The 12,730-nt window shown below is 72.8% G+C and carries 12 protein-coding genes; 6 read left to right on the top strand and 6 right to left on the bottom strand.

Annotated elements, in window-relative coordinates:
* Positions 1 to 100 precede the first annotated feature (100 nt).
* Positions 101 to 301, bottom strand: coding sequence for a hypothetical protein (locus ACQKM2_RS29225; protein ID WP_125605493.1), 201 nt, complete (start codon positions 299 to 301; stop codon positions 101 to 103).
* 211 nt (positions 302 to 512) lie between these two features.
* On the bottom strand, positions 513 to 3,542 hold the full coding sequence (locus ACQKM2_RS29220) for a BTAD domain-containing putative transcriptional regulator (RefSeq protein WP_427714892.1): 3,030 nt from the start codon (positions 3,540 to 3,542) through the stop codon (positions 513 to 515).
* A gap of 184 nt (positions 3,543 to 3,726) precedes the next feature.
* Between ACQKM2_RS29220 and ACQKM2_RS29215 the strand changes: the two genes are divergently transcribed.
* Positions 3,727 to 4,947, top strand: a complete 1,221-nt coding sequence (locus ACQKM2_RS29215) for an amidohydrolase family protein (protein WP_427714890.1) — start codon at positions 3,727 to 3,729, stop codon at positions 4,945 to 4,947.
* A 67-nt stretch (positions 4,948 to 5,014) separates the two neighbouring features.
* Here the strand turns inward: ACQKM2_RS29215 and ACQKM2_RS29210 are convergent, their stop codons facing one another.
* Complete coding sequence (locus ACQKM2_RS29210) at positions 5,015 to 6,109, bottom strand: alpha/beta fold hydrolase (RefSeq protein ID WP_427714888.1); 1,095 nt, start codon at positions 6,107 to 6,109, stop codon at positions 5,015 to 5,017.
* A 129-nt stretch (positions 6,110 to 6,238) separates the two neighbouring features.
* Here ACQKM2_RS29210 and ACQKM2_RS29205 point away from each other — a divergent pair, with 129 nt between their 5' ends.
* The 3 genes from ACQKM2_RS29205 to ACQKM2_RS29195 all read left to right on the top strand — a co-directional run bounded on the left by ACQKM2_RS29205 (position 6,239) and on the right by ACQKM2_RS29195 (position 8,519).
* Positions 6,239 to 7,165 carry a helix-turn-helix domain-containing protein gene (locus tag ACQKM2_RS29205; RefSeq protein ID WP_427714887.1) on the top strand — a complete coding sequence of 309 codons (927 nt, stop codon included), beginning with the start codon at positions 6,239 to 6,241 and terminating at the stop codon, positions 7,163 to 7,165.
* Entirely contained in the window at positions 7,162 to 7,404 is a 243-nt protein-coding gene (locus ACQKM2_RS29200) for a DUF397 domain-containing protein (protein WP_427714885.1), read from the top strand. The genes ACQKM2_RS29205 and ACQKM2_RS29200 overlap by 4 nt, the downstream gene beginning before the upstream one ends.
* Before the next feature lie 500 nt (positions 7,405 to 7,904).
* Positions 7,905 to 8,519, top strand: a complete 615-nt coding sequence (locus ACQKM2_RS29195) for a class I SAM-dependent methyltransferase (protein ID WP_427714883.1) — start codon at positions 7,905 to 7,907, stop codon at positions 8,517 to 8,519.
* Between the two features lie 3 nt (positions 8,520 to 8,522).
* Here the strand turns inward: ACQKM2_RS29195 and ACQKM2_RS29190 are convergent, their stop codons facing one another.
* Positions 8,523 to 8,849, bottom strand: coding sequence for a hypothetical protein (locus ACQKM2_RS29190; protein WP_427714881.1), 327 nt, complete (start codon positions 8,847 to 8,849; stop codon positions 8,523 to 8,525).
* A 569-nt stretch (positions 8,850 to 9,418) separates the two neighbouring features.
* Between ACQKM2_RS29190 and ACQKM2_RS29185 the strand changes: the two genes are divergently transcribed.
* Positions 9,419 to 10,258, top strand: coding sequence for a trypsin-like serine peptidase (locus tag ACQKM2_RS29185; protein WP_427714879.1), 840 nt, complete (start codon positions 9,419 to 9,421; stop codon positions 10,256 to 10,258).
* 3 nt (positions 10,259 to 10,261) lie between these two features.
* Here ACQKM2_RS29185 and ACQKM2_RS29180 read toward each other — a convergent pair whose 3' ends face one another.
* Positions 10,262 to 11,137, bottom strand: coding sequence for a LysR family transcriptional regulator (locus ACQKM2_RS29180; protein ID WP_427714878.1), 876 nt, complete (start codon positions 11,135 to 11,137; stop codon positions 10,262 to 10,264).
* 69 nt (positions 11,138 to 11,206) lie between these two features.
* Between ACQKM2_RS29180 and ACQKM2_RS29175 the strand changes: the two genes are divergently transcribed.
* Positions 11,207 to 12,127, top strand: a complete 921-nt coding sequence (locus tag ACQKM2_RS29175; RefSeq protein WP_427714876.1) for an EamA family transporter — start codon at positions 11,207 to 11,209, stop codon at positions 12,125 to 12,127.
* 35 nt (positions 12,128 to 12,162) lie between these two features.
* Here ACQKM2_RS29175 and ACQKM2_RS29170 read toward each other — a convergent pair whose 3' ends face one another.
* A complete protein-coding gene (locus ACQKM2_RS29170; RefSeq protein ID WP_427714875.1) occupies positions 12,163 to 12,603 on the bottom strand; it encodes an NUDIX hydrolase in 441 nt (146 codons plus the stop codon).
* Positions 12,604 to 12,730 lie beyond the last annotated feature (127 nt).

Here is a 12,730-nt window from a genome sequence, read left to right as displayed (position 1 = left end):
CGAGCGGCTCCCCCGTACGTCCCCCGTACGACCGCTCAAGGCCCCCCGTACGCGCGTCCCCCCGTACGTTTCCCCCGTACGCCGTGCCCTGCTCCCGGTGTTACGGGCGCGGGCCGGACGCGTGGTTGTCCAGCGAGACGATCTCCTCGCCGGACGCGTGGTTGTCGTCCGGAGTCTCGCCGGGCTTCACCACGGGCGGCTCCACCGGAAGCTCCCGCGGGTCGATCTCGGCGCCCGAGGCGTGGTTGTCGAACGGTCTGATGTCCCCGTCGAGCGGCAGGCTGTTCTCGTTCGTCGTCATCTCGGCTCTCCTGATCATGAGTCGGGCCTGTCGTGGGTCGGGCCCGTTCGGCGGTTCCCCCGTGGACCGCCGAACGGGTAGTCCTCCAACCGGCCCGGTAGTCCCCCGAAGCGCCGGGTCGATGTAGCTATCGTGGGCCCCGGCGATAAACGAACGATGAACGTCCACGTCCATCGCGCAGCGGGCCGCAGCCCGCCCGGGAACGAGCAGCTCAGGCGGCCAGTTCCGACGCCAGCAGGGCCCGCACCTCGGACAGCTCCGCCGACCCGAGCTGGGCGAAGACCGTCTCCGCGTCCCGCCAGCAGGCCCGCGCCCGGTCCGGCTGGCCCAGCCGCCGCAGCGCCTTGCCCAGGACCGTCAGCACGGTCGCCCGGCGCCACTCCCCGCCGATGCCGCGCAGCGCGATGGCCTGCTCGGCGTGCTTGGCGGCCAGGGTGGGCCGCTGCGCCGCCAGATGCGCCTCCGCGAGCCGGAAGTGCGTGACGCCCTCCCACAGCGGCTGCCGGTTGTCGTGGAACAGCGTCAGCGCCTCGCCGAGCTGCGCGAGGGCGTCGCCGAGCCGGCCGGCCTGGGTGAGGGCGATGCCGAGGGCGTAGCGGCCGTTGGCCAGGCGCAGGGTCAGGCCCATCCGGTCGTAGACGGCGATGCCCTGCCGGGCCAGGTCGATGGCGCTGTCCAGGCGGCCCAGGCCGACGTGGATGCGGGAGAGGTTGCACAGGGCGCTGGCCTCGCCGATGAGGTTGTCGTCGGCGCGGAAGCTCTCTATGGCCTCCAGCAGGTAGCGCTCGCCGTCCTCGTAGCGCTTCTCGTAGAGCGCGATGATCCCCCGGTCGTTGGGCGCCCAGCAGCTGGGCAGCGGGTCGCCGGCCTCGCGGGCCAGCTCCATGGCCTGCCGGGCCTGCTCGTCGGCCTCGGCGAACCGGCCGGCGAACAGGTGGACCATGGTCAGGGTGGTGCGGGCCCGGCCCTCCACCCGGGCGTCCCGGGCGGCGCGGGCGGCCTCGCACAGGGTCAGCGCGGCGGACTCGTACTGCTTGGAGTTGGCGCCGGACTCGGCGAGGTCCTTGGCCGCCCACAGCAGGTCCACGGCCCGGCGCAGGGCCTCCGGCCGGCCGGCGGACTGGCGTACGCAGGCGAGCAGCGGGTCGGCCTCGGCGAAGAGCCAGTCCAGGGCCGTGCGGGGGTCGGTGAGGACCAGGCCGGGGTGGCGGGTGGCGCTGAGGTGGGCCGGGAGCCGGTCCCCGGGGCGCTCGACCGCGTACACGCGGGCGGCGGTGGCGAGGTAGAAGTCGAGGAGCCGGTCGAGGGCGTCCGTGCGGCCGGCGGGCTGCTCGTCGCGTTCGGCGCACGCACGCGCGTAGAGCCGTACGAGGTCGTGGAAGCGGTAGCGGCCGGGCGCGGCGGATTCCAGCAGGGAGCAGTCGACTAAAGCCTCCAGGAGGTCCTCGGTGTCGTGCTCGGGGAGGCCGAGGACGGCGGCCGCGGCGGCGAGGGAGACGTCGGGGCCGTCGGCGAGGCCGAGGAGGCGGAAGGCGCGCTGCTGGGCGGGCTCCAGCTGGCCGTAGCCGAGCTCGAAGGTGGCCTTGACGGCGAGGTCGCCGGCCTGGAGCTCGTCGAGGCGGCGGCGTTCGTCGGCGAGCTTGGCGGCGAGGACGGAGACGGTCCAGGTGCGGCGGGCGGCGAGCCTCGACGCGGCGATGCGGATGGCCAGCGGCAGGAAGCCGCAGGCGCCGACGACGTCGAGGGCGGCCTGCCGCTCGGCGCCGACCCGCTCGGCGCCGACGATGCGGGTGAACAGCTGCAGGGCCTCCTCGGGACTCATCACGTCGAGGTCGACGAGATGGGCCCCGGCGAGGCCCGACATCCGGACCCGGCTGGTGACGAGGGCGGCGCAGCCGGCGGTGCCGGGCAGCAGCGGGCGGACCTGGGCGGCGTCGCGGGCGTTGTCGAGCAGGACCAGGACGCGGCGGCCGTCGAGGATCGAGCGGTAGAGCGCGGCCCGGTCGGCGGGGGAGTCGGGGATGGAGCTGTCGGGGGTGCCGAGGGCCCGCAGGAAGGAGCCGAGGACGGCTTCGGGGAGGGCGGGCCGGGGCTCGGTGCCCTGGAGGTCGACGTAGAGCTGCCCGTCGGGGAAGTGCGGGCGGGCGGCGTGGGCGACGTGCACGGCGAGGGTGGTCTTGCCGACGCCGCCGATGCCGGCCAGTGCGGAGACGGCCATGACCTGCCCGTCGGCGCCGGCGAGGATCTCCCCGAGTTCCGTGACGAAGGGGGCCCGGCCGGTGAAGTCGGGAACGGTGGCGGGCAACTGGGCGGGCCTCACGAGTACGGGCGCGGCGGTGGGGGCGGGGTCCTCGGCGCGGGCGAGCTCGGCGTCGGCGTTGAGGATCCGCTGCTGGAGCGCGGACAGCTCGGGCCGCGGGTCGACGCCGAGCTCGTCGGCGAGGAGCCGGCGGGTGTCGGCGTACACGGCGAGGGCCTCGGCCTGGCGGCCGCTGCGGTAGAGGGCGAGCATCAGCAGTTCGCGCAGCCGCTCCTGGAGGGGGTGGGCGGCGGTGAGGGCGGTGAGCTCGGAGACGGCCTCGGCGTGCTGGCCGACCTCCAGGTCGAGGTCGAGGCGGGTCTCCAGCAGCTGGAGGCGCCATTCGGACAGGCGGGTGCGCTCGGTCTCGGCGTGCGGGCCGGGGACCCCGGCGAGGGGCTCGCCGTCCCACATCTCCAGGGCGCGGGCCAGCAGCGTACGGGCGAGGGCGCGGTCGCCGGCGGCGCGGGCCTTCTCGGCGTCGGCGGCGAGGCTGCGGGCGATCCCGAGGTCCAGGGCCTCCGGCCGGCGCAGCCGGACGGCGTATCCGCCGGCGTCGCTGACGAGCAGCCCGGGTTCGAGGACCTTGCGGAGCCGGGAGGCGTACGTGCGGATGGTGGCGAGGGCCTGCTGCGGGGGGTCCTCGCCCCAGATGGCGTCGATCAGCTCGGGCGCGGTGGCGGTGCGGCCGTCGCGCAGCAGCAGGACGGCGAGCAGGGCGCGCTGCTGGGGGCTGCCGGAGGGCAGCGCCTCGGCGCCGCGCCAGGCGCGGACGGGGCCGAGGACGGCGAAGCGGTTGTCGGAGGGGGCGGGGGGTTCGGGGGCCTCGGGGGCCCCGGGGCCTTCCGGTACCGGAGCGTCCGGCGCGGGGCCGGTGCCGCTGTGGGACCGGGCCGCGTCGGGGTGGTTCCGCTGCTGCGGGATGGGCGGTACGCCGTCCATCTGTCGTCCCCCCTGCCTTCCGTCGGTTCAAGGGTCAGTCTGCCCTGTGTTGCACGTACAAGTCAGCCCGTGGCGGAGCCAACCGTTCCTGGCCGAAGTACGACTGCCGTGGGACTACTGCGGGACTGCGCGACTACCGCGCGAATAGCTGACGGACCGTCAGTTCAACGCTACCGTAGAACGCATGGAGACCTTCCCGAAGATCATCTCGGTGGACGACCACACGGTTGAGCCCCCCAACGTCTGGCGGGACCGCCTCCCGTCCAGGTACCGCGACACCGGCCCCCGGATCGTCCGCGCCCCCCTCAAGGAAATGACCTTCCTCGGCGGCAAGTTCGCACCCGTCATGGGCGCCAAGGGCGACGACGGCCCCATCGGCGACTGGTGGGTGTACGAGGACCTGCACCGGCCGCTCACCCGCCTCGACACCGCGGTGGGGTACGACCGTGACGAGATCAAGCTGGAAGTCATCACCTACGAGCAGATGCGCCCGGGCTCCTTCTCGGTTCCCGAGCGCCTCGCCGACATGGACGTCAACCACGTCCAGTCCGCCCTCTGCTTCCCCACCTTCCCGCGCTTCTGCGGCCAGACCTTCACCGAGGCCAAGGACCGCGAGCTCGGGCTGCTCGGCGTACGCGCCTACAACGACTGGATGGTGGAGGAGTGGTGCGGCCCCGAAGCGCACGGCCGCCTCATCCCGCTGACCCTGGTCCCCCTGTGGGACGCCCGCCTCGCCGCGGCGGAGGTCCGCCGCAACGCCGCCCGGGGCGTGCGCGCCGTCGCCTTCTCCGAGATACCCCCGCACCTGGGACTGCCGTCGATCCACACCGACGACTGGGACCCCTTCCTCCAGGCGTGCGACGAGACCGGCACGGTCATCGCCATGCACATCGGCTCCTCGTCCCGCATGCCCTCCACCTCGGCGGACGCCCCGCCGGCCGTGGGCTCCACCATCACCTTCGCCAACTGCTGCTTCTCGATGGTCGACTGGCTGATGAGCGGCAAGTTCGAGCGCTTCCCCAACCTGAGGATCATGTACGCCGAGGGCCAGATCGGCTGGATCCCCTACATCCTGGAACGCGCGAACGTGGTCTGGGAGGAGAACCGCGGCTGGGGCGGCGTCGCCGACAAGGTCCACCGCCCGCCGTCCGAGCTCTTCGCGGAGCACGTCTACGGCTGCTTCTTCGACGACGCCTTCGGGCTGCGCAACCTGGGCGACATCGGCGTGGGCAACGTCCTCTACGAGACGGACTACCCGCACTCGGACTCCACCTGGCCGAAGTCGAGGGAGGTCGGCGAGGCCCAGATGGGCCACCTGGACCCGGACGTCGTGGACCGCATCGTCCGCGGCAACGCGATCGATCTGCTGGGGCTGACGGCGGAGGGGCTCTGGGCGGGGGCCTGAGCAAACGCGAGGGGGGTGGGAGCCGGACCGGCCCCCACCCCCTCCCCTTCGCCCCGGCACGCCCGGGTCAGGCGGCGGTGGTGGCGCGGGTGGCCGTCACGGCCGGGTGGACGTGGGTCAGGAGGAGGGTCAGGAAGCGGTCCGGGTGGCGCAGGGCCGCGAAGTGGCTCGCGTCCTCGATCAGCGCGAACGCCTTGACCGGGGCCTCGACCGCGTCGAAGTACGCCTTCGCGCGGGCGGCCGGGGTGATCACGTCGTGGGCGCCCTGGAAGACGAAGAAGGGGATGTCGAAGCGGGTTCCGTCGGCCCAGACGTCGATGTCGTGGGAGCCGGGGGTGACGGACTCCGAGAAGGACTGCGCCTTGAAATACGCCGCGATCGTGCGGAGGCGGTACAGCGGCGACAGCCACATCGAACCCAGGACCACCTTCTTCACGGTGTCCAGCGTCAGCGGGTCGCTGCCGGCGCACAGCTTGTCGTACGCCGTCCTCTGCTTCGGGGTCCACCGGCGCGGGTCCGGGCCCATGGCCTCGATCTCCGCTGCCTGCTTGGTCTTGCCCGCCGCCCGGAGCCGGTCGAGGGTGGCGTCGTACGCGGTGGTGTCCCGGCCCGCCTCCAGGACGTTCTGGTCGGTGCCGACGTACGCCGAGTAGAGCTCGGGGTGGCTGCGGGCCAGGCGGAGCCCGAAGACCGTGCCGAAGGAGCTCGCCAGGAGGACGACCCGGTCCACGCCGAGCCGCTCGCGGACGTGGTGGGTGACCTCCAGGGCGTCGGCGTAGAGCCGCTCGAAGGTGGCCGGTCCCGGTCCCTGGGTGGCGGCGCCGCCGTTGGCGAAGGTGAGGCCGGCTCCGCGCATGTCCCACCGGACGAGGGTGAAGTGCCGCTCCCAGGGGCGTGTGCGGCTTCCGTAGGGGGAGTTGGCCGCACCGGGGCCGCCGTGGATCTCCAGGAGCACGGGGTTCGCCCGGTCCTCGCCCCGGATGGAGATCCACTGGTCGATCCCGCCGATGGTGATGAATCCCTGCTCGTCGATGCCGTTCGGCGTGTCGATCCGCATCAGGCGGGCGTTGGCGGCCCGGCGGAGGGTGCGGTGGGTGAGGAGGGCGGCGAGGGGGGTGGTGAGGGCGGCGGCGGTGGCGATGGCGGTTGTGGTGATCAGCATTACTGTTTCCCCCGGACACTGTTTGGCTGGTGAGGGGGAGCTTACGTGAAAACAGGTGTTTGTAAAGGCCGTTGGTGACCGCGAATGGTCGGAATCGACCGAGCTGCTGCTACTGGGGGTGTTGTACGAGTGGAGGTACTGGTCCGGGGGGACGGAGCCCTTGAGCATGGCGCGGAGGTGCGTGAGTTGGGGGTGTCGGAGGTGGAGCGTGTGAACGACGCCGACTGTGAGACCGAAGAGGAAGAGGACTTCGAGGACCCGAACGGGGCCCTCCGTAGCTTCGCGGCCGTCCTGAAGGCCTTCCGAAGGCGTGCAGGTCTGACCCAGGAGGGCCTGAGCGAGCTGATCGGCTACTCCGCGCAGTACGTCGCCTCGGTGGAACAGGCCCGCCGCTACCCGAGCGAACGGCTGGTGGAGCTGGTCGAGGAGCAGCTCGACTGCTTCGGCGCGGTGAAGGGCGCGGCCCAGTACCTGACCCGGCCGAGGCGGGTGGCGTCGTGGTTCCGCAAGTGGGCACTGCTGGAGCCGACTGCGCTGAGCCTGTACACGTACGAGTGCCGGATGGTGCCGGGGTTGTTGCAGACGGAGGGGTATGCGCGGGGGCTGTTCGCGGAGCGGGTTCCGCCGCTGGAGGACGAGAGGATCGAGGCCCAGGTGGTCGGCCGGATGGACCGCCAGCACATACTCCGGGACCTCCCGAACTCCTCCTTCAGCTTCATCGTCGAGGAGGCGGTTTTCGACCGCTGCTTTGGTGGGCCCGAGGTCATGCGTGACCAGATCGACCACGTCCTGGAAGTGGTCCGGCTGCGCAACGTGACGGTCCAGATCATGCCGAGGTGGCAGGCCGAACACGCTGGCCACGACGGGCCCATCTGCCTCCTGGAGACCCCGGACCACCAGTGGTTCGGCTACAGCGAAGGGCAGCGCGCCGGGTTGCTCATCTCGGACCCCAAAGAGGTCAGCATCCTCCAACAGCGGTATGCCAAACTGCGTTCGCAGGCTCTCAATCCGGCTGACTCCTTGGGCCTGTTGGAGAGAACGCGAGGAACGCTATGAGCAACTCGGATCTGCGCTGGTTCAAGAGCAGCTACAGCGGTGGCGACGGCGACGACTGCGTCGAAGTCGCCCTCTCCTGGAACAAGTCGACGTACAGCGGCAGCGACGGCGACAACTGCGTCGAGGTGGCCGCCTGTGCGGACGCCATCCACGTCCGGGACTCCAAGGTGGCCGCCGGCCCCGAGCTGGCCCTCGCGCCGGCGGCCTGGGTGGCGTTCCTCGGCGGGGTCACGGACTGACGGGGTTCCAGCCGGACGGCCTCAGAGAAGGTATGGGGCTTTCCCGTCAGTCTCATCGTCCTTCCGCGTCGGGCCGGCCTGTCAAGGGCGCTCCTTCGTCGCGTCGCTTCGCGATGGCCTTCGGCCACCCTTGACAGGCCGTCCCGCCACGGAAAAACGAAGACTGCCGGGAAACCCCCAAAAGGACGGCACGGTCCATCGTTGGAGGAGCGGCCGTGTCGGCGATGAGGCGGCGGTGCCGGGGGCCGGCTGGCTGCGCCACACGCCCGTCAGAGCGACCTGCGGAGCCCCCGGGCGCGACAGATCGCTACGCGCTCCTCTCGTCTCGGCGTCCGGCGACCGTCTGTGGCCGATACCCGCACGAGAGGACGAACAGAGCGGTCTGGGGAGCCGACGGGCGCGTCAGATCGCTACGCGCTCCTCTCGTCTCGGCGTCCGGCGGCCGTCTGTGGCTGGTACCCGCACCAGAGGTCGATCTGGAGCGCCGTAGGGTCCGTTTCATGGACGATATGACTGTCGGCGGGCGGGTGTTGGCCAGTGCGGCCGGGTACGGCGAGGCTGCCGAGGCGTTGGTCGAGCAGTACGAGAGCGTGACCTTCGAGGAAGTGCACCGCGAGGTCCTGCACCTGTTCCCCTCCCGGCCGGGCTCGGTCCTGGACGTCGGGGCGGGGAGCGGGCGGGACGCGGCGGCGCTGGCCGGGCGAGGGCATCGCGTGGTCGCGGTTGAACCGACCGCCGAACTGCGTGCGTTGGGGATGGGCATCCATGCGGCGACGGAGATCGAATGGGTCGATGACGCGCTCCCTGACCTGCCGGGTCTGGAGGGGCGCCGGTTCGACCTGATCCTCCTGACAGCGGTCTGGATGCACCTGGATGAAGGGGAGCGGGCCGCTGCCATGGCGCGGCTTGCCGGGCTGCTGGAGGGTGGGGGGCGAGTGGTGCTCTCGCTGCGCCACGGGCCGGTTCCGGCGGGCCGGCGGATGTTCGCCGTGACGGCACGGGAGACCGTGGACCTCGCCCGGGAGTGCGGGCTGGACCTCCTCCACCTCGCCGAGCGTGAGGATCCGCACGGACGCCCCGGGGTGTCGTGGACCTATCTCGGCTTCCGGGGCTGACGGTCAGGTCCAGCCCGTCGCGGCATGGATCACAGCGCGCTCTGCGGCGGTGGGGAGGCGGAAGGGCATGCGGTCGCCGTACCAGTCGAGGATTCCTCGACGGAGCTCGGCGGCCAGGCCGTCCAACTCATCCGTCTCGAACATGTCGTTCGCGTCCGCCGGCCGGCCCGGCGCCGCCGTCTGGAAGAGGATGACCTGGATGTGGTCGAAGACCTCCCCGCTCCGGTCGTAGCTGAGCTCGCCCGCCGTGATCCGGAGGTAGAAGGGGACCCCGTCGGCGTCCTCGCCGATGCCCAGGAGGCCGTCCAGGTCCGCGTACTTCCCGCTCATGTGCCCATTGTCCTCCGCTGCGGGTGTCAGCCCAAGGCGGCCGTCGGACGCCATGCCAGGAGGAGCGCGTAGCGATCTGGTGCGCCCGGACGCTTCCCGGGCCGTCCTGGTCGTCCTCTGGTGCGGGCAGCGGCCCCAGGCGGTCGTCGGACGCTGAGCCGGGAGGAGCGCGTAGCGATCTGCTGCGCCTGGAGGCTCCGCAGAGTGCTCTGATCAACCTCTCGTACAGGTAGCCGACCCCCGGCCCCTCGTCTCATCGCTGACGGGCCCGCTTCTGGCTTCTCTCCCCCGTGACCGTTCCTTCGGGGGGTTCCCGGCAGTCTTTCGGCATTCCGGGGCGGGACGGCCTGTCAAGGGTCGCCGAAGGCGATCGCGAAGCGACGCGACCGAAGGGAGCGCCCTTGACAGGACGGCCCGAACCGGAAGGACGATGGGACTGACGGGAAACCCCCGGACCTGCTCTGATTCGGCCAGGCTGAATCCCGCCAACCCGGCACCGCCCGGCCCTCCGGCCTTGCACCTTGGCATGTCCGCGGGGCATGCTCGCCGGGGCGAAGCGGGAGGGGATCATGGCGGTGGAGAAGCGGTCCGTGGTGACGGGGGTGCTGTGCGCGCTGGCGGCGCTCGGCGCCTCAGCGGTGGTGGCCGAGTTGGCTCCGCCTCCCGAGGCGGCCGCGCCCGTGCGCGCCAAGTCGGCAGCGCCCGCGGCGTCGCCGACCGGGCCGTCCCGGGCGCAGGTGTCCAAGCCGCAGCTCGCCACGCCTCCGCCGGCCGCCGCGAGCCCCCAGCCCGGCGGGCCCGTCGCGTTCACCGGCGCCCTCTTCACCGGCGGCCTGGACGGCGAGCACTTCTGCACCGCCACCGTCGTGCGCAGCCCCGGCAAGAACCTGATCGTCACCGCCGGCCACTGCCTGATGGAGGGCAAGCAGACCGGTGGCAAGGGCGCCGTCTTCGCCCCCGGGTACGTGAACGGGACGGCCCCGTACGGGGTGTGGAAGATCGAGGAGGTCTTCGAGGACGAGCGCTGGGCCGAGGGCACCGACGACGACTACGACCTCGCCTTCGCCCGCCTCGCCCCCGACGACAAGGGCCGCACCGTCGAGGCCGTCACCGGTGGCGCGCCCCTGGACACCTCCGGCCGCGCGGGCGAGGAGGTCACGGTGACGGGTTACCCCGCCGACCGCAAGGTTCCGCGTACCTGCACGGCCGTCGCCGTCCGCACCGGCGAGCGGGAGCAGCGCTTCGACTGCTCCGACTTCCCGGGCGGCACCAGCGGGAGTGCCTGGATCGGCCGCGACGGGAAGATCATCGGCATCCTGACCGGCGGTGACACGGACGACGTGTCCACGAGCACGGTCCTCGGCGACTACGCCGCCAAGCTCTACGCGCGGGCCTCGGGCCAGCGCTGAGCCCTAGGCCCCGTCCCCGTCCCCGGCCCCGTCCAGGATCTCCCGCGTCAGCGCGAGGAGGTCCGGTACGGCGGGGTGGACCGGGCCCTCGCGCCAGGCGAGGACGACGGGGACCGGCGGGGCGTCGGCCAGGGGGCGGTAGACCAGCGACGGGTGGGCGTGGTTGCTCGGGGTCGCCGAGGTGGTGATGCCCAGGGCGCGCCCGGCGGCGATGGCGATGAGCCACTCGTCGGTGTTGCTCACCTCGATCACCGGCGCGGGGCGGGCCGCCCGGGGCCACAGGTCCAGGGTGGTGGTTCCGGAGACGGTGTTCAGGGCGATGGGGCGGGCCGTGAGGTCGGCCAGGGTGATGCGGGGGAGCGCGGCGAGCGGGCTGTCGGCCGGCATGACCACGACCCGTTCCTCCTCCAGCAGCAGCGCGGTGCGCAGTCCGGGCGCGGTGACGGGGCCGCGCAGGAGGGCGGCGTCGACCCTGCCCTGGGTGAGGCCGGCGGTGGGGTCGTCGACGCGGAGCAGCTCCAGCGGGACGTCCGGGCGGGACTCGTCCCAGCGGCGCAGCAGCGGGACGGTGTGGTCGCCGAGTGCTGCCCAGGTGTGGCCCAGGCGCAGCGGCCAGCTGTGCAGCCCGCCGGGGTCGAGGGCGGCGTCCACCGCGGCGACGGCGGCGCGGGCCTTGTCGCGGAAGGTACGTCCCTGCGCGGTCAGCTCCAGGTGGTGCGTGGAGCGGTCGACGAGGCGGGCGCCGAGGTGGTCCTCCAGCTGGCGCAGGGTGCGGGACAGCGCGGGCTGGCCGAGGTGGAGGCGGGCGGCGGCGCGGGTGACGTTGCCCTCGTCGGCGATGGCGAGGAAGGCGCGCAGGTGCCGGAGCTCGATGGTCATGCCTGTGGAGCATAACCATCCGTCATTCGGCATTTCACACGGCGCGGCCCGGTTCCTAGCGTGAAAGCCATGACCTCCACGACCCCCGCCGCCACGGCGTCATCCGCCCCCGCGACCCCCTCCCCCCGCCTCCTGCGCCACCCCGCCGGCCGCGGTACCCCCGTCGGGGTCGCCCTGGTGCTGGCCGGGACGCTGTCGGTGCAGTTCGGGTCGGCCTTCGCCGCGCTGCTGTTCCCCCGGGCCGGGGCCCTGGGGACGGTCGCGCTGCGGGTGGCCTTCGCCGCGGTGCTGCTGCTGGCCGTGGCCCGGCCCCGGCTGCGCGGGTACGCGCGCGGCGACTGGGCGGTGGCCGTCGGCTTCGGGCTGGTCCTGGGCGGTATGAACCTGCTCTTCTACCAGGCCGTCGACCGGATCCCGCTGGGAGCGGCGGTCACCTTCGAGGTGCTCGGGCCGCTGCTGCTGTCGGTGGCGGTCTCGCGGCGCGCGGCGAGCCTGCTGTGGGCCGGGCTGGCGCTGGCCGGGGTGTTCCTGCTGGGCCGGGGCGGCTTCGACGGGCTCGGGGCGGCGGGCGTGGCGTTCGCGCTGGGCGCCGGCGCGATGTGGGCGGCGTACATCGTCCTGGGCGCCCGGGCGGGGGCCCGGTTCCCGCGCCTGGACGGCCTGGCGATCGCGATGGCGGTCGCCGCGCTGGTCAGCCTGCCGCTCGGCATCGGATCGGCGGGTGCGGCCCTGCTGGAGCCGGGCGTGCTGGCCCTGGGCCTGGCCATCGCGGTGATGAGCTCGGGGGTGCCGTACACCCTGGAGCTGCTCGCCCTGCGCAGGCTGCCCGCGGCCACCTTCGCGGTACTGGCCAGCCTGTCCCCCGCGGTCGCGGCGGCGGCCGGCTACCTGGTGCTGGGCCAGGGGCTCTCGCCCGTCCAGTGCGCCGCGATCGCGCTCGTCGTCGTGGCGAGCGCGGGCGCGGTGCGCACGGGCGGGCGCGACCGCTGACGGCCGGACGTACCGGAGGCCGGGCGATCGGGCGATCAGGCGATCAGGCCCAGGTGGACCGGTTCGGCGGGGGTGCGGGCGAGGAGTTCCGGCAGGCGCGGGGGCCAGAGGGGTTCGCCGAGGCCGGCCAGGCGCTCCGGGGAGAGCCACTGCCAGTGGATGCCGGGCTCTTCGAGGACCGGCTCGCGGTGGGGGCCGGTGGTGACGTAGATGTGCTCGTGCTGGCGGACCGGGACGCCCTGGTGGGTGAAGTCGTGCTCCCAGGTGCACAGCAGCCGCTGCGGCTCCAGGTCGGTCCAGCCGGTCTCCTCGCGCAGCTCGCGCCGCACGCACTGCTCCGGGGTCTCGCCCGGGTCGATGCCGCCGCCCGGGGGCAGCCAGTGGATCCCGACTTCCACGTTGTTCTCGCGGAACAGGAACACCGATCCGCTGGGTGAGAGGACGACAATGCGCGCTGCCTGACGTGGAGTTCTCATCAGATCAGGGTAGATCGGGCGGTACCGGGACGGGAGGGGTGGGGTGTTAGACCAACCGTGGTCTCAACCCACAACCCAAACCCCCGTCAACGAACGCGGGCTAGTGAGGTGGGGGGGGGCCGGACCA

The organism is Streptomyces sp. NPDC004126 (assembly GCF_050275515.1).
GTDB lineage: Bacteria > Actinomycetota > Actinomycetes > Streptomycetales > Streptomycetaceae > Streptomyces.
This window is presented reverse-complemented; position numbering and strand designations above follow the sequence as displayed.